Annotated in this window: 10 protein-coding genes; 4 read left to right on the top strand and 6 right to left on the bottom strand. The window is 71.1% G+C overall.

All coding sequences use genetic code 11. From position 1 onward, the window contains the following. Positions 1-5: 5 nt before the first annotated feature. Positions 6-1,697 (top strand): MFS transporter, encoded by a 1,692-nt coding sequence (locus ACIPRD_RS11270; protein WP_401563161.1) that lies wholly within the window; start codon positions 6-8, stop codon positions 1,695-1,697. Positions 1,698-1,749: 52 nt separating this feature from the next. Here ACIPRD_RS11270 and ACIPRD_RS11265 read toward each other — a convergent pair whose 3' ends face one another. After that, positions 1,750-2,433: a DedA family protein gene (locus tag ACIPRD_RS11265; RefSeq protein WP_401562261.1), complete on the bottom strand. Its 684-nt coding sequence runs from the start codon at positions 2,431-2,433 to the stop codon at positions 1,750-1,752. Positions 2,434-2,613: 180 nt separating this feature from the next. Further along, positions 2,614-3,660, bottom strand: coding sequence for an L-glyceraldehyde 3-phosphate reductase (gene mgrA, locus ACIPRD_RS11260; RefSeq protein ID WP_356402926.1), 1,047 nt, complete (start codon positions 3,658-3,660; stop codon positions 2,614-2,616). Positions 3,661-4,030: 370 nt separating this feature from the next. Here mgrA and ACIPRD_RS11255 point away from each other — a divergent pair, with 370 nt between their 5' ends. Beyond that, on the top strand, positions 4,031-4,879 hold the full coding sequence (locus ACIPRD_RS11255) for a chitosanase (protein WP_401563159.1): 849 nt from the start codon (positions 4,031-4,033) through the stop codon (positions 4,877-4,879). A 115-nt stretch (positions 4,880-4,994) separates the two neighbouring features. On the opposite strand, the gene ACIPRD_RS11250 is transcribed toward ACIPRD_RS11255, so the two are convergent. From ACIPRD_RS11250 to ACIPRD_RS11240, 3 genes are read right to left on the bottom strand one after another with little or no spacing between them, the layout of a single operon-like run. Beyond that, on the bottom strand, positions 4,995-5,429 hold the full coding sequence (locus ACIPRD_RS11250; RefSeq protein WP_356402920.1) for a hypothetical protein: 435 nt from the start codon (positions 5,427-5,429) through the stop codon (positions 4,995-4,997). Further along, positions 5,426-5,980, bottom strand: coding sequence for a DUF5663 domain-containing protein (locus ACIPRD_RS11245; RefSeq protein WP_401562258.1), 555 nt, complete (start codon positions 5,978-5,980; stop codon positions 5,426-5,428). Before ACIPRD_RS11245 ends, ACIPRD_RS11250 begins: the two co-directional genes overlap by 4 nt. Continuing rightward, entirely contained in the window at positions 5,967-9,869 is a 3,903-nt protein-coding gene (locus ACIPRD_RS11240; RefSeq protein WP_401562256.1) for a type IV secretory system conjugative DNA transfer family protein, read from the bottom strand. Before ACIPRD_RS11240 ends, ACIPRD_RS11245 begins: the two co-directional genes overlap by 14 nt. A gap of 456 nt (positions 9,870-10,325) precedes the next feature. Here ACIPRD_RS11240 and pgm point away from each other — a divergent pair, with 456 nt between their 5' ends. Further along, the gene (gene pgm, locus ACIPRD_RS11235; protein ID WP_401562254.1) at positions 10,326-11,966 is read left to right on the top strand and encodes a phosphoglucomutase (alpha-D-glucose-1,6-bisphosphate-dependent); all 1,641 of its coding nucleotides are present in this window, start codon (positions 10,326-10,328) and stop codon (positions 11,964-11,966) included. Positions 11,967-12,175: 209 nt separating this feature from the next. Here pgm and ACIPRD_RS11230 read toward each other — a convergent pair whose 3' ends face one another. Continuing rightward, complete coding sequence (locus tag ACIPRD_RS11230) at positions 12,176-13,099, bottom strand: SGNH/GDSL hydrolase family protein (RefSeq protein WP_401562252.1); 924 nt, start codon at positions 13,097-13,099, stop codon at positions 12,176-12,178. Positions 13,100-13,712: 613 nt separating this feature from the next. On the opposite strand from ACIPRD_RS11230, the gene ACIPRD_RS11225 reads away from it, so the two are divergent. After that, positions 13,713-15,830 (top strand): hypothetical protein, encoded by a 2,118-nt coding sequence (locus tag ACIPRD_RS11225; protein WP_401562251.1) that lies wholly within the window; start codon positions 13,713-13,715, stop codon positions 15,828-15,830. Positions 15,831-15,888 lie beyond the last annotated feature (58 nt).

Below are 15,888 nucleotides of genomic sequence, written 5' to 3'. Positions count from 1 at the left end.
CGACGATGGACGCCTCCATCGTGATCATCTCCCTGCCGGCGATCTTCCGAGGCATCGGTCTGGACCCCCTCGCCGCGGGCAACATCGGCTATCTGCTGTGGATGATCCTCGGCTATCTGCTGGTATCGGCCGTGCTGGTGGTGGTCCTGGGCAGGCTGGGCGACATGTTCGGCCGGGTCCGCATCTACAACCTCGGCTTCCTCGTCTTCGCCTGCGCCTCGGTCGCGCTGTCCCTCGACCCCTTCCGGGCCGGAGCCGGCGCCCTGTGGCTCATCCTGTGGCGCGTCGTACAGGCCTTCGGCGGTTCCATGCTGACCGCCAACTCGGCCGCCATCCTCACCGACGCCTTTCCCTCCCGGCAGCGCGGCATGGCGCTCGGCGTCAACCAGATCACCGCGCTCGCCGGGCAGTTCCTCGGCCTGCTCGCCGGTGGTCTGCTGGCCGCCGTCGACTGGCGCGCGGTGTTCTGGGTGAGCGTCCCCATCAGCATCACCGGCACCGTCTGGTCGTATCTGAGCCTGCGGGAGACCGCGACCGGCGTGCGTGGGCGTGTGGACTGGCTCGGCAACATCACGTTCGCCACCGGCGCCGGCGTCCTGCTCGCCGGCATCACCTACGGGATCCAGCCCTACGGGGGCCGGGCCACGGGCTGGACCAACCCCTGGGTGCTCGCGGGCCTGACCGGCGGCGTGCTCCTGCTGCTGGTGTTCTGCCTGGTCGAGACACGGGTGGCCGAACCCATGTTCCGGCTGTCCCTGTTCACCGTGCGGTCCTTCGCGGCGGGCAACCTCGCCGCGCTGCTCACCGCCATCGCCCGCGGCGGCCTGCAGTTCATGCTCATCATCTGGCTGCAGGGCATCTGGCTGCCGCTGCACGGCTACGACTTCGAGGAAACGCCCTTGTGGGCGGGCATCTTCATGCTGCCACTGACCCTCGGCTTCCTGATCGCCGGGCCCCTCTCCGGCTATCTGTCCGACCGCTTCGGCTCCCGCGTGTTCTCCACGTCCGGCCTGATCGTGGTCGCCGGTTCCTTCCTCGGCCTGCTGGCGCTGCCCGTGAACTTCGACTACGGCATGTTCGCCGCGCTGCTGCTGCTCAACGGGATCGGCCAGGGCATGTTCTCGGCGCCCAACACCTCCTCGATCATGGGGAGCGTCCCGGCCCGCTACCGTGGCGTGGCCTCCGGGATGCGATCCACTTTCCAGAACTCCGGGACCGCCCTGTCCATCGGCGTCTTCTTCTCGCTGATGGTCTCCGGGCTGGCGTCCTCGCTGCCCGCGACCCTCAGCAGCGGACTCCAGGCGCACGGCGTCCCGGCCGCGACGGCCCACGAGGCGGCCGGACTCCCGCCGGTCAGCACCCTCTTCGCGACGTTCCTCGGCGAGAACCCCGTCGGGCATCTCCTCGGCGCCGACACCCTCGGCCGTCTCGGGGCCGCGCAGCACGCCACCCTGACCGGTCACACCTTCTTCCCCGGACTGGTCTCCGGGCCCTTCCACCAGGGTCTGACCATCGTCTTCGGCGTCGCCGCGGGCATGGCACTGGTCTCGGCGCTCGCCTCCGCCTTGCGGGGCGGCCGGGAACGTCCGGACGGCGACCCGGCTCAGGACACCCCGCACGACGCCCCACGGGACACCCCGCAGGACGACTCCGAGACGGGCCGGGCGGCGCAGCACCGCACACCGTCCTCACCCTGAGCCCATGCTCCCGCCGCGCGCCGGGTCGGACGCTGACGCCCCGGGTCGGACGCTAACGCGCCGGGGGAGCCGGGGGAGCCGGAGGCGTCGTGGGGGGCTCCGGGGGAGTGCCGGAGTCACGCCGGCGCCTGCGTCGTACCAGATGGCGTACGACGAGCGCCGCGACCACCACGCCGAGCGCGATGAGGACGTAGCGCTGGTACCGGACGATCTCGTCGTACACGGCCCCGATGTGGTTGCCGGCCACATAGGCGAGGGTGGCCCAGAGACCCACCCACAGGGCCGCCCCGAGCGCGTTGAAGGCGAGGAACCGGGGCCACGGCATGCGCGTGGTGCCGGCGATGATGCCGTTGGCCTGGCGGAGGCCGTCGACGAACCGGGCCACCGTCACGATCTTGCCGCCGTGCCGGGCGAAGAAGTCCTCGGCCGCCGCGAAACGCTTCGGGGTGAGGAAGATGTACTTGCCCCAGCGCTGCACGAACGCCCTGCCGCCCGTGCGGCCGATCAGATAGCCGAGATTGTCGCCGATCACGGCCGCCGCGAACGCGATGCCCGCCACCGCGTAGATGTTCAGCTCCCCGGCCCCCGCGTAGACACCGGCCGCGAGCAGGATCGTCTCGCCCGGCGCCGGGAGCCCGAAGTCCTCCAGGAGGACCACGCCCCCCACCGCCCAGTACCCGTAGTGGCCGAGCAGCGGAGCGAGGTGGCCGAGGGGGCCCGGGAGGGGAGGGCTCATGGGGTCACGGTACGTCGCTCACGGCCCGGTCCCACCGCATCCGCCCCCACGGCATCCGCCACCACACGCCCGTGGCCGGCACCGCCGGGCTCCGTGCGTCGGAGCCGGCCGGTACCGGCCACGTCCCACCGGGGTGCCCCGGCGACGGAGGTCACCGGGGAGACACCCCCCAGGCGCAGGTCAGCTGTCCAGGGTGCCCAGCCGGGCGTTGCGCCACAGGTCGACGCCGCCGTCGGTGGCGTACTTGTCGATCTCGGCCAGCTCCTCGGCGGAGAACTCGAGGTTCTCGAGCGCGGCCACGTTCTGCTCCAGCTGCTCGACGCGGGAGGCGCCGATGACCAGCGAGGTGACCCGCTCGTCGCGCAGCGCCCAGGCCAGCGCCATCTGGGCCAGCGACTGACCGCGGCGGGCGGCGAGGTCGTTCAGGGCGCGCAGCCGGCCCCGCATGTCCTCGGTGAGCCAGGACGGGTCGAAGGACTTGCCCTGCGCGGCCCGCGAGTCGCCGGGGACGCCGTCCAGGTAGCGGCCGGTGAGCAGGCCCTGGGCCAGCGCGGTGAAGCCGATGACGCCGAAGCCCTCGTCCTCCGCGGCGTCCAGCAGGCCGTCGGTCTCGATCCAGCGGTTGAGCATGCTGTACGACGGCTGGTGGATCAGCATCGGGGTGCCCAGCTCACGCAGGATGGACACCGCCTGCCGGGTGCGCTCGGCGTCGTAGGAGGAGATGCCGACGTACAGCGCCTTGCCCTGGCGGACGGCGGTGTCGAGCGCGCCCATCGTCTCCTCGAGCGGAGTGCTCGGGTCCAGCCGGTGGGAGTAGAAGATGTCCACGTAGTCCAGGCCCATGCGCTTCAGGGACTGGTCGAGGGAGGCGAGCACGTACTTGCGGGAGCCGCCGCCCTGCCCGTAGGGGCCCGGCCACATGTCCCAGCCCGCCTTGGTCGAGACGACCAGCTCGTCGCGGTACGGCGCGAGGTCCTGCTTCATCAGCCGGCCGAAGTTGATCTCCGCCGAGCCGTAGGGCGGGCCGTAGTTGTTCGCCAGGTCGTGGTGGGTGATGCCCAGGTCGAACGCGCGCAGGGCGATCTCGCGCTGCGTCTCGAAGGGGCGGTCGTCGCCGAAGTTGTGCCAGTAGCCCAGGGACAGGAGCGGAAGGTCCAGTCCCGAGCGTCCGGTGCGCCGGTAGCGCATGGTGCCGTTGTAGCGCTCGGGGTCAGCGACGTGGTTCATCGGGTCTTCTCCGGGTGGTGCCGTAGGGGTGCCCCTGGTACGCGCAGGGGTCAAGCTCCACCCTGCGCCTTCAAGATTCGTAAGTCCAACCGCTGCCCTTCATGAGATTGAGCGTCACGGCTTCTGAATCGGCCGCGATGCCGCCGCGGCACGCTGTCATGCCGGCGGCCGTGCCGGAGCCCGGCCCGCCGGGCCCTGTCCGATCCTACGAACTTCCCGCACTACGGGTTACCGCCATCGCCCTGCCTTGATAGGAAACTTTCCTACCAGTGCGTGACGGAGCGACTCCCCACCCCCCACCTTCCTTGGAGACCCTGTGGTGCACGCAGACCGCGAGACGGCAACAAACGCATCCCCCGCCCATGACCCCATCAGCCCCATCGGCCCTGGCGGTCCCCGCACTCCCGGCATATCCCGGCGGGCCATCGTCGCCGCGCTCGGTGTGGTGGCCTCCGGGACACTGCTCGGCGCTTCCCGCTGCGCCGCGGCCGCACCGGCTCCGGCGGCCGCCCCGGGGCTCGACGACCCGGCGAAGAAGGAGATCGCCATGCGCCTGGTCTCCAGCGCGGAGAACTCCTCACTGGACTGGAAGGCCCAGTACAAGTACATCGAGGACATCGGCGACGGGCGCGGCTACACGGCCGGCATCATCGGCTTCTGCTCCGGGACCGGCGACATGCTCGACCTCGTCCAGCTCTACGCCGACCGCAGGCCCGGCAACGTCCTGGTGAAGTACCTGCCCGCCCTGCGCCGGGTCGACGGCACCGACGCGCACGACGGGCTGGACCCGGACTATCCGAGGGACTGGCGCAAGGCCGCCCAGGACACCGCGTTCCAGCAGGCCCAGAACGACGAGCGCGACCGCGTCTACTTCGACCCCGCCGTCTCCCGCGGCAAGTCGGACGGGCTCCGCGCCCTGGGGCAGTTCATCTACTACGACGCCATCGTGATGCACGGCGGCGGCGACGACCCCACCGGCTTTCCCGCCATCCGCGGGCGCGCCCTGCGCACGGCGAAGACCCCGGCGCAGGGCGGCGACGAGAAGACCTACCTCAACGCCTTCCTCGACGCCCGGGTCTGGGCCATGAAGCAGGAGGAGGCCCACAGCGACACCACCAGGGTCGACACCGAGCAGCGGGTCTTCCTGCGCAACGGCAACCTCGACCTCGGCACCCCGCTGGACTGGAAGGTGTACGGCGACAGCTACCACATCGGCTAAGGCCACCGGCTCCGGCACTGACCCCGGCACCGACCCCGGCGATGACCCCGGTCCCGACACTGGCCCCGGCGCCGGCACGTGCCGGAGCCCGGGGCCCTGTGGGGGCCCGCCCGCGCTATCCGGTCCTGAACTTCGCCGCGAGCCGCTGCGCGTACGCGTACGGGCGGAATCCCCGCTGCTGCTCGACGAGATCGATGTAGTCGGCGGCGCCGTCGACCGCGCTGGCGAACGACCGCCCCAGGCTCCGCCGCACCAGCTGCTCCTCCACCAGGCCGCTCTCCACGCTGATTGCGATCATGTTCATGACGGCGAGGGTGTGACCGATGCTGGTGAGTTCCTCCCGGGTGCACGTCCGCACCCCGTCGGCTCCCCGCCCGGCCAGACGGGTGTGGATCAGCCGGCGGCCGTCCCGGGCCCGCTGGGCGAGGTAGCGCTCCTGGATCTCGAAGAGCATCCGCAGACGGTCCGCCCGGTCACCGCGCCGGAAGCCCCACAGGGCGATGGCGACGGCGACGGCCGGTGACGACAGTGCGAGTATCCACGTGGTCATTCGGGCGTTCCCCCCTGGCCCGGTACGTCGACGTCTTCCGCGGTCGCTTCGGGAGCCCCGACCGGTATTCCGGGACTCCCTGCCGGTGTTTCCGGTTCTTGGGCCGGAGCCCCGCCTTCACCGGAGGGCACTTCGGATTCCCCGGCGGACGCCCCGGCGCGCGGGGCGGGAACCTCGGATCCCCCGGGCTGCGCGACGCCGTCCTCGGCCTTCTCCGCGGCTTTCCACCCGGACATGTACAGGCCGGAGACTCTGACCAGAGCGGTGGCCTGATCGCGCAGTTCGCCTTTCAGCTTCTCGAACTGCGCGGCCACGACCTCCGGGTAGTCCGGCCTCTTCCTGCTCAGCCAGCCCATCGCCCCGGCCTCGTCGGCGGCGTCGATGAAAGCCTCGAACTCCTCGAACTCCTCCTCCGTCATCTCCTCGGCGAACGCCAGCCCGACCCGCTGCTCCAGCACCTCGTAGAAGTAACGGAACATGAGCCTGACGTGGGGCTCCGGCAGCTCCCCGAGCCCGATCTCCCGCAGCAGCGCGTCGTCAAGGGCGATCATCGGGCCTCCCGTCCTTCCTCGGCTCGTCGTTCCCGGGAGGCGTCTGCTCCCGCTGCAGCCACCGCCTCAGCACCTGCTCCCATGCGTGCACGTGGTCGGTTCCGGGGGCGCCCTCAGGTGGCCATGGTGTGAGCGGTTCCCCTTGGGGCATCGGCCTGGACTGCGGCGGCACCTTGCCGGACTGCTGCGAGGCCTGCCGCCGACGGTCCGCCTGCCAGCGCCTGACCACCAGCTTCAGCTTGCGCGCCCGTGCCTCGTCCTGGGAGCGCAGGTCCTCGCGGCTGCGCCAGTAGCCCTTCTCGATCATCTGACGACGGACGTGGTCGTACTGGTCCGGGAGGCCTGCGTCGGAGTCGGCGTCGGTCATCGCCAGCGTGAACGTGCGCTGCTGCTGGCCGAGCAGGACCTGCGCGGTGGCCCGGTGCAGACCCGGATTGATCAGGCGCTTGACGTCGGTGTCGAAGTCCTTGGCGAGTTCCGTCGCGTCCCGGTGGGACAGGCCGAAGACGATGCGGTTGGCCACGTTGCCGAGGATGGCCCCGATCAGCTGTTCCGAGGACGAACCGGTGAAGCGCGAGAAGGAGTTGAGCTGGTAGAGGTGCTGGTGGGCCAGGACCAGTCCGAGGCCGAACTTGCGGGCCTCGGCCACGATGTCCTCGAAGCCGCCGAGCGAGAAGGCCTGGAACTCGTCCACATACATGAAGAACGGCTCGGACGTTCCCTCCGGCTGCCGCCACCGCCGGTACACCGTCTGCCGGATGTGCTCCTGGACGAACCCGCCGAGCAGTGCCGCGGACGAGGCGCTCATCTCCCATTCGGGAATCTTGACGAGCACCACCCCGCCGTTGTGCACGAAGCGGCTGAGCGAGACGGTCGACTCCCCGCTGGCCAGCACGTGCCGCAGCGTCCCGTCCTGTTCCATCTCACTGAACTTGGACAGCGCCCAGTCGAGCAGCTCGGCGAAGTCGGAGCCGCCCTGGTTGTCGAAGGTCTGCCACCGCTCCCGCAGGCCGGGCACGTCCCGCAGCAGATACTGCACCCACGACTTGACCTGTTTGTTCCGCAGGATCGTGCCGACGTCCAGTACCGACGCCGGGCGGATCGGATACACCGAGTGCGTGGCCGAGGCGAGAACCAGCCTGATCAAGCTCTCGAACCGCGGGCCGTAGAAAGTGTGGTGCGACTGCCGCACCATCAGGCCGATGAACCGCTCGATGGCCAGATTGCGGTCGTTGGCCGACTGGACGTCCAGATCCAGGGGGTTGAGCACCGGCAGGTACTCGGGGTCGCCGAAGTCCAGCAGCAGCACCTCCCCGTCCCGGGTCCTGGTGTGCCTCACCAGGTAGTCGACGAGGTCGCCGTGCGGGTCGATCACCACGAGGCCGCGGCCTTCCAGGATGTCCTGACGGGCCAGGTTCTTCAGCAGGTTGGTCTTGCCCGACCCGGTGGGGCCGAGAACGTAGGTGTGCCGGAGCCGCGCGGTCCGGTCCAGCCGCACGTCGAGCCAGCGGTCCTCACGGGTCCCCTCGGTCCGCGCGCTACCAAGGAGCAGGCCCTCGGTGGGGAGCGCGGGCGCCGGGACCGGGACACTGGTCGCCCGCCGTGTGTCGAGTCCGCGTGACTCCATCCGGCCGTAGGGGGGATGGAAGATCCGCAGGATCTCCGAGGGCGTCAGCCGCGGCGCGTTCTCCGGTGCGGCTCCGGGCGCCAGGGGCTCCCTCGCCTCCTCGCCGCGCACGATGTCGAACGGCATGGACCGGAAGAGCCAGTTGCCGATCGCCCACAGCACCGAGTCCGGGAGCGGCTCCGCGGAGCCGATGTGGACCAGGAGCGTGAGATTGCGCCGCTCGTCCGCCTCCTCCCGGGCGGCGCGCTCCAGGAAGGCCGCGGCGTCCCGCTCGTACGCCGAGAAGAACCCGGTGGGGTCGGCGTGGTGCGCCGCCGTGGCGAAAGCGTTCAGCACGGCCTCGGCCGGCGAGGGCTCGCGCTCCTCCTCCCCGTCGCCCTTCCCGAGCCGGCGGCACGTCAACTGCACGGTGACCGGCACACGAAGGGTGCGCAGGTAGTCGACGAGGGTGCTCCAGTCCTCCCGGATCCAGGGGACCGCCTGCGGGCGCAGGCGCAGCTCCACGACCGTGTCGGCCTCCAGCGTGCCGTGCTCCGGCCCCGCGCTGACGTCCCAGGTGCTGCGGAACGCGGTGGCGAGCTGCTGGCCGACCCCCTCGCCGAGGCCCTCCAGCGTGTCCGCCTCCGTCGACTCGGTCATGCCGATCACGTCGAAGAACGGCGCGAGATGTCCCTTCGTCTGCCGCGCCGTGTGGGTCTGGTAGACGAGCCGCACCGTGTCGTCGTCGGCCGCCGAGAGGGTGCGCAGCGCGCCGAGCTGCTGCTCCAGACTCCGCACCGCGTTGTCGGAGCCGTAGGAACCGAGGCGGGCGCTGTAGAAGAGGGAGAACCCGTCGCTCTCCTCTTCCTCCGAGGCGGTGGTGGCGCCGTCGGACCCGCGCCCCTCGTTCTCCCTGGTGACCAGCGGCGAGTCACGGTGAGCGGTGCGGATCTGCGCGGAGAGCCGGCTGCGCAGGGTGCGGCCTCTCTCGAAGTAGAGGCTTATCCCCTCGGGCAGGTCGAGGTCGCTGTCCGGGTCGATGAGGTAGTGCCACTCCCGGAGCAGCTTGCCGAGGACCTCGTACTGCAGCTCCGCCTCGGACTTGACGTCGGTCAGGATGACATGGCTGGTGAACAGGTTCAGGTCCAGCTGGCTGCTGAGTGTTCCGGCGTTGCGGCGCAACTCCTGTACGGCGCTGAGCAGGACGGGCGTCTGCGGCGACATGCCCTGCAACCGTGCTTCGGCGACGCTCAGGAGTTCGTCGTAGTCACCGAAGTTGAGGCCGGTGAGCGTGAGGTCGGCCAGTTGCCGGGTCAGGGAGCTGCGTGAACCGCCCGGGTCGGTGGGGGAGGGGTCGTCGTAGACCAGGGCGGCGCGGTGGACCAGCCGGTTGCCCGGCTCGACGGTCTGGGTGGGTGTCTGGCCGAACTTCTCGTAGTCCACGACGACGATGGACTCACCGGGCGGCAGAGGATCGGTCCCGCGTCGCGCCATGTCGAGGAAGAACCCCTGGAGTTGGGGTGCGAGCACCGCGCTCCCGCCCTCGGCGGCGTGGTTGGCGAAAGCGACCGCGAAGTTGCGCGGTGTGCGGATGAAGTCCTCGGTCGGCTTGGTGAGGGCCGACACCAGGACGAGGTCGGGCGGGGGGACTTCGGTGTCGAAGGTCCGGGGCGCGTTGACGTAGTCACGGCACACGGCCAGACCCAGGTCACGGGTGAACCTGCCCTTGCGGAACTCGACCCTGGCGGTGCCCGAGCCGCGCTCCATCACCTCGTTGGCCGCCCGGTCGCGCTTGGTGACGAGCTCGATGGTGTGCGCGTCGACGTAGACGGCCGCGTTGCGGCCTATCTCCTCCGCCGCGTTCTCGAAGCCGAGTTCCTGGAGCGTGCGGGCGTCCTCCGGGCGCAGGGTGCCGAGGCCCGCGAAGACGGCGAGCCGGCTGCGGAAGCCGTGGACCAGGACAGGCACCAGCGCCGCGGGCACCAGGGCTTCGGGCAGCACCGCGATGTCCACGTCGCGCCGGACGCAGAACTCCAGGATCTGCTTGAGTTTGCGGTCCAGTTGTTCCTGCCGGTACCGGCGGAACTGCTTGATCACCGACTGGGTGCGGTCCCGCGTCGGCTGGTGCGCGTCGATCGGCCCGCTGCGCACGGAGAATCTGGCCTCGGCCCCCTGGTTCGCCTGCCGCCAGTCGACAAGGGGCTCGTCGGGGAACCAGCGTCTGTTGTTGCTGCTCTCCGTGTTGGGCGTGTAATCGAGCTGGACGGCGGCGATCCGGAGCACATGGTCGGGAACTCTTGACGCCGGTCTCGACGAGCTCTCCGCCATCTGCCACCTCGGGGTCGCCGGACGAGGGCAGGGGAGCAGGGTCGCCGCGTCGGCACGTCGCTCAGCAGTGGAAAGTCTCCCCTCTCGCATAGTAGCCCGGAACAACTCAATGGAGTCCGTGTTGTCTCATGTGGGATCTGTGGCACGGAAGCCCCGATGATCATCAGTCGGACAAACGCACCTTGCCTCGGTCGCGTCGCCGGGGCGACGCGAGCGGGACCGGCCAGGGCGTTCCGGGCGCGTGCGCCACGCCGGCGAGCGGGACCGGAGCGCGCACGCGCCGGAGAGGCGGGATCACCGGGCGGACGGCCGGTTCCGCTCGCCCCGCCGGTGGCGTGGTCGCACGCCAGGCTCCTGACAAGGAAAGATGGCCCCGAGCGTTCGAACACACCGACACGAAGGAACGGACTCATGCCGCACGAGCGAGCCGGCCGGCCGGCCGGGCCCGAGGACCTTGTCGACGTGGCCCGGCTGGTCACGGCGTACTACGCGCTGCACCCCGACCCGGCCGACCCGGCACAGCGGGTCGCCTTCGGCACGTCGGGGCACCGGGGTTCGTCCCTGGTGGGCGCCTTCAACGAGGACCACATCGCCGCCACCAGCCAGGCCATCTGCGAGTACCGCGCCCTCCAGGGGGTGGACGGCCCGCTGTTCCTGGGAGCGGACACCCACGCGCTGTCGGAGCCGGCGAAGGTCACCGCGCTGGAGGTGTTCGCCGCCAACGGGGTCACCGTGCTCATCGACGGCGAGGACGGCTACACCCCCACCCCCGCGGTCTCGCACGCGATCCTCACCCACAACAGGGGCCGCACCGCGGGCCTCGCCGACGGTGTGGTCGTGACCCCCTCGCACAATCCGCCCGGCGACGGCGGCTTCAAGTACAACCCGCCGAGCGGCGGACCGGCCGGCTCCGAGGCGACCTCCTGGATCCAGGACCGCGCCAACCAGATCGTCGTCGACGGCATGAAGGACGTACGGCGGATTCCGTACGCCCGCGCGCTCCTCGCGCCCACCACCGGGCGGTACGACTTCCTGGGCACCTACGTCGACGACCTGCCGAGCGTGCTGGACCTCGACGCCGTCCGCGCCGCTGGCGTCCGCATCGCCGCCGACCCGCTGGGCGGGGCGTCCGTCGCCTACTGGGGCCGGATCGCCGAGCGGCACGGCATCGACCTGACCGTGGTCAACCCGGGCACCGATCCCACCTGGCGGTTCATGACGCTGGACTGGGACGGGAAGATCCGCATGGACTGCTCCTCCCCGTACGCGATGGCCTCCCTCATCGAGCAGCGCGACCGCTTCCGCATCGCCACCGGCAACGACGCCGACGCCGACCGGCACGGCATCGTCACCCCGGACGCGGGCCTGATGAACCCCAACCACTACCTCGCGGTCGCCATCTCCTACCTCTACCGGCACCGGGACCAGTGGTCCGCGGACGCGGGCGTCGGCAAGACCCTCGTCTCGTCCTCGATGATCGACCGGGTCGCCGCCGATCTCGGCCGCAGGCTCGTCGAAGTGCCGGTCGGATTCAAGTGGTTCGTGGACGGACTGGCGGACGGCTCCCTCGGCTTCGGCGGTGAGGAGTCGGCCGGCGCGTCCTTCCTGCGCCGGGACGGTTCGGTGTGGACGACGGACAAGGACGGCATCCTGCTGGCCCTGCTCGCCTCCGAGATCACCGCGGTCACCGACCGCACGCCCTCCGAGCACTACGCGGACCTGACCGCCCGCTTCGGCGCCCCCGCCTACGCGCGCATCGACGCGCCGGCGACCCGCGAACAGAAGGCGCTGCTCGGCAGGTTGTCACCGGCGCAGGTCACCGCGGACACCCTCGCGGGCGAGCCGGTCACCGGCGTGCTCACCGAGGCTCCCGGCAACGGTGCCTCCATCGGCGGCATCAAGGTCACCACCGCCAACGCCTGGTTCGCCGCGCGTCCTTCGGGCACCGAGGACGTGTACAAGATCTACGCCGAGTCCTTCCTCGGCTCCGACCACCTCGCCCGTGTGCAGGAGGAGGCCAAGGGCGTGGTCGACAACGCGCTCAAGGGCTGACCCGAGGGCCGGCCACGGCCTCCGCGCAGAGTGCGTGGAGGCCGTCGCCGGTCGATCGCGTCCGGCTCGTCCGCCGAGTCCGTCACCCGTCAGACGCCGCCGGGCTCACCCGTCGAGTCCGTCACCCTGTCAGGCCGTCTCCGGCTCACCCGTCAGGCGATGCCCGGCCCATCTGCCGGGCCGGGCCCGCACCGTGGTCACGCCCGGGGTCAGCTCCGTGCCCGGTGCCGCTCCAGTCGGTCCAGCACCGCCTGCGCCATGACCGCCTCGCCCTTGGCGTTGGGGTGGGCGGGAGCGGCGGGGGAGGCCGGCTGGAGGGGTTCGATCCAGCGGTCGGCGGGGGCCTTGCACATGTCGTGGCCGACCGTCGGGCCGTAGGTGTCCACGTAGTCCACCCGGTTCCACGCGGCGACCAGACGCAGCATCAGGTTCAGGCGCTTCTCGGTGTCGCGCAGGTACGGGAAGTCCTTCTGGGCGAACGGCACCGAGGGGAAACAACCGCTGCCGTCGTCCGGCAGGAGGTCCGGGTAGCCGACGAGGACGACCCTGGCGTGCGGTGCCCGGTCGCGCACGGCGCGCAGCACCCGGTCGATCTTCGGCGCGGTCCGTGCGACCGTCAGCGCCAACTGGTCGTATCCGCCCGACCCGTAGTAGCGCTCGCAGGGATTGCCCGAGGGGTCCTGGGCGGCCAGGTGGGCGCAGGTGCCGATGATCGTGCCGAAACCGACGTCGTTGCCGCCGATCTGCACCGTCACCAGGTCGGTGTCGCGGCCCAGCGCGTCGAGCTGGGGTCCGTTCGTGCCCTGCGCCTTCCACATCTCGTTCGTCGTCGCGCCGGAGCAGCTGACGTCCTTGAACGTGCCGACGTGCTGACCCGCCGCCACCAGGGACGGGTAGTTCCGGTCCGACCGGGCGCAGTTGGCGTCCACCTGGGTCGGCACGAGAGGCGCGGAGGTGTAGGAGTCGCCGAGGGCGGCGTAGGAGATCCCACGGCCGTGACCGTGCCCGGAGGGGTGCGCGGCGGCCGGCGTGGTGGAGGCCGCTACGAGGGCGCAGCCGCCCAGTGCCGCCCCCAGCGCCACCGCCCGCCCCCTGCTCGTGACCCGGTTCCCCGTGCGCGTGCCGTTCGCCATGAAGTCCTCCCCCTGAGGCCGCAACACCACGTCGAGCACCCCCGACGGGCGATGCTCGCGGATTCAACTGGGTCTGTATACCGTCCAGTAGGTGCCGCCGACCAGAAGCGGGAGCCAACTTCGTGCCCAGGGAGGGCCCTTCTGCCGAAGGTGAACTGCCGCCCGGGAAACGACGGTTGGCCGGGAGTCCCCGACGCGCAACCGGTGGTCCGGATTCCGGCCGCCCCGCGGTCGGACTGACCGGAAATCATCGGTCGGGCCGGAAGCGGGCCCCGACCCGGCCGCGGAACTCCCGCCCGGCGGACCCGCGCAGGCCGGCGGCGCGTCGCCCGGCAACGGAACTGCCAGGTCGTGGCGGTCCGCCGGGTGGGGACCAGGTGGCCGGCGCGGAGGAGAAAACGGTCCATCCGGTTCCCCTGGGACGCCGATGGACACCTGCGCTTTTCCGTCAGGTTTCGCGACTCCCGCACAAAAGCTACACAGAGGCACCACTATGTGACGCAACGGATGTGTGGACGACCGGCTTCTGAGGGGGCGCCGGCGTCGCGCAAGGGGGTGCGTCCGCTCCATGGGAGCTGTGCCCACCCCTGCCCTGGGGAGGGGACTTCACCGCATGAAGCGGACGATTCGCACCACCGCGCTGACGGTGGGCGCGCTCATGGGCGTGCTCGGCCTGCCGGCCGGTCCGGCCCAGGCCGCGGCCACGGCGCCCCGTGTCGACCTGAGAGTCCTGCTGGTCAGCGACGGCGGTCCGGCGACCGACGCCATCGCGGCCGAACTCGACACCGCGGGGACCCCGTTCACCAAGGTCGACCTCACGCGGTCCGACCGGCCCGCCATCGACGCCGGATTCCTCTCCGACACCGTCGGCGGGCGCCCCCGCGCCAGGTTCCAGGCGGTGGTGCTGCCCAACGACAACCCGTTCGCCGCCGGCTCCACCGAGATGGCCGCACTCGCCGCCTACGAGCAGGCCTACGCGATCCCCCAGGTCGACGCCTACACCTACGCCCGTCCCGAAGCGGGCCTCCAGTACCCGGCGTACGGCGGCAGCGTCGACGGCGTGCGGGCCCAGGTGACCGCCGCCGGCAGGTCCGGCCCCTTCGGCTACCTCGAAGGCGCCGTCCCCTTCGAGGACAACTCGCCGAGCGTCGGCGAGAGTTACGCCTACCTGGCGGCCCCCGCCCCCGGCGCGGACTTCACCCCGTACGTCGAGGCGACCGTCCCGGGCAGCTCGCAACAGGGCTCACTCGTCGGCGAGTACCGTCACGACGGGCGGCGCGAGCTCGTCGTCACCTTCGTCTACAACCAGTATCAGCAGCAGTTCCGGCTGCTCGCCCGGGGCATCGTGGAGTGGATGACCGGCGGCGTGCACCTCGGCGCCTCCCGCAACTATTTCGCCGTGCACGTGGACGACGTGTTCGCCGCCGACGACCGCTGGGACACCCAGCTCAACTGCACCCCCGGCGACGTGGACTGCGCCGACGGGGCGGGCACCCCGAGCCCCATCCGCATGACCCCCGCCGACGTCGACCACGCCGTCGCCTGGCAGAGCGAGCACCACTTCACCCTCGACCTGGTCTACAACGGGGCCGGCAGCGTCGACCAGCGCGAGGACAACGACGGCGTCGACCAGCTGGCCGACAGACTCGTCGCCGACCGGAACCGGTTCCGCTGGGTCAACCACACCTACACGCACGCCTTCCTCGGCTGCGAACAGAACACCACGGTCGTCCCCTGGACCTGCCGGACCGGCGCCGGCGGCGGCATCGAATGGGTCAGCCGCAGCACCATCGACGACGAGATCGCCACCAACCGGGCCTGGGGACAGAGCGCCGGACTCCCCCTGGAGAACGACGAGCTGGTCACCGGCGAGCACTCCGGCCTGAAGATCCTCCCGCAGCAGCCCGCGGACAATCCCAACCTCGCACCGGCCCTCGCCGACAACGGCATCGGCTGGCTCGGCTCCGACAACTCCCGCGACCCCCAGCAGCGTCAGGTCGGCCCCGCCACCACCGTGTCCCGCTACCCGATGAACGTCTTCTACAACGCCGGCCGGACCGCCGAACAGGTCGACGAGTACAACTGGATCTACACCAGCCGCGCCCAGGGCGGCAGCGGCATCTGCGAGGACAACCCCGCCACCAGCACCTGCCTGCCCGCCCCACTGGACACCGGCACCGGATACGCCGGCTACATCGTGCCGCTGGAGACCCGCATCGACCTCGGCCATGTGCTCGCCAACGATCCCAAGCCGCACTTCATCCACCAGTCCAACCTCGCCGAGGACCGCATCGCCTACCCGGTCCTGGACGGCGTGCTCGACGGCTACGACGCCCTGTTCGCCGCCGACACCCCGCTGGTGAACCTGCGCATGAAGGACATCGGAACCGAACTCCGCCGCCGTGCCGCGTGGAAGACGGCCGTGGACGCGGGTCAGGTCACCGCCTACCGCATCGGTGACACCGTCACCGTCCAGGCGCCCGGCGGCGTCGCCGCCACCGCGACCCTGCCCGCCGGCACCACCCTCGGCACCACCGCCTTCGGCAGCGCCTACGCGGGCCTGGTCTCCGGCTGGACCGCCGCCTCCGGCACCACGCGCACCTTCACCCTGCCCTCCGCCGCCCCGGCCGCCCGGCCCTCCGGCGCCCGGCGGCCGGCCACCGCTCCCGCACCGCGCACCAGGACTCCCGCGGGTGTGACCGAGCGGGTGCCGTACGTCCCGGACAACTGAACGGCGCACCGACGCCCGCAGTCCCGGCCGCCTCCCGGCGGCCGGGGCCGTCACGACC

Source organism: Streptomyces sp. NPDC090108, from assembly GCF_044747185.1.
Classification (GTDB): domain Bacteria; phylum Actinomycetota; class Actinomycetes; order Streptomycetales; family Streptomycetaceae; genus Streptomyces.
Note: the sequence above shows the minus strand (reverse complement) of the source record. Positions and strands in the feature narration are given on the sequence as shown.

Coding starts and splice junctions, on each gene's coding strand:
- ACIPRD_RS11270 (WP_401563161.1), top strand. CDS start 6: ATGGACGCCTCCATCGTGATCATCTCCCTGCCGGCGATCTTCCGAGGC.
- ACIPRD_RS11265 (WP_401562261.1), bottom strand. CDS start 2,433: ATGAGCCCTCCCCTCCCGGGCCCCCTCGGCCACCTCGCTCCGCTGCTC.
- mgrA (WP_356402926.1), bottom strand. CDS start 3,660: ATGAACCACGTCGCTGACCCCGAGCGCTACAACGGCACCATGCGCTAC.
- ACIPRD_RS11250 (WP_356402920.1), bottom strand. CDS start 5,429: ATGACCACGTGGATACTCGCACTGTCGTCACCGGCCGTCGCCGTCGCC.
- ACIPRD_RS11245 (WP_401562258.1), bottom strand. CDS start 5,980: ATGATCGCCCTTGACGACGCGCTGCTGCGGGAGATCGGGCTCGGGGAG.
- pgm (WP_401562254.1), top strand. CDS start 10,326: ATGCCGCACGAGCGAGCCGGCCGGCCGGCCGGGCCCGAGGACCTTGTC.
- ACIPRD_RS11230 (WP_401562252.1), bottom strand. CDS start 13,099: ATGGCGAACGGCACGCGCACGGGGAACCGGGTCACGAGCAGGGGGCGG.
- ACIPRD_RS11225 (WP_401562251.1), top strand. CDS start 13,713: ATGAAGCGGACGATTCGCACCACCGCGCTGACGGTGGGCGCGCTCATG.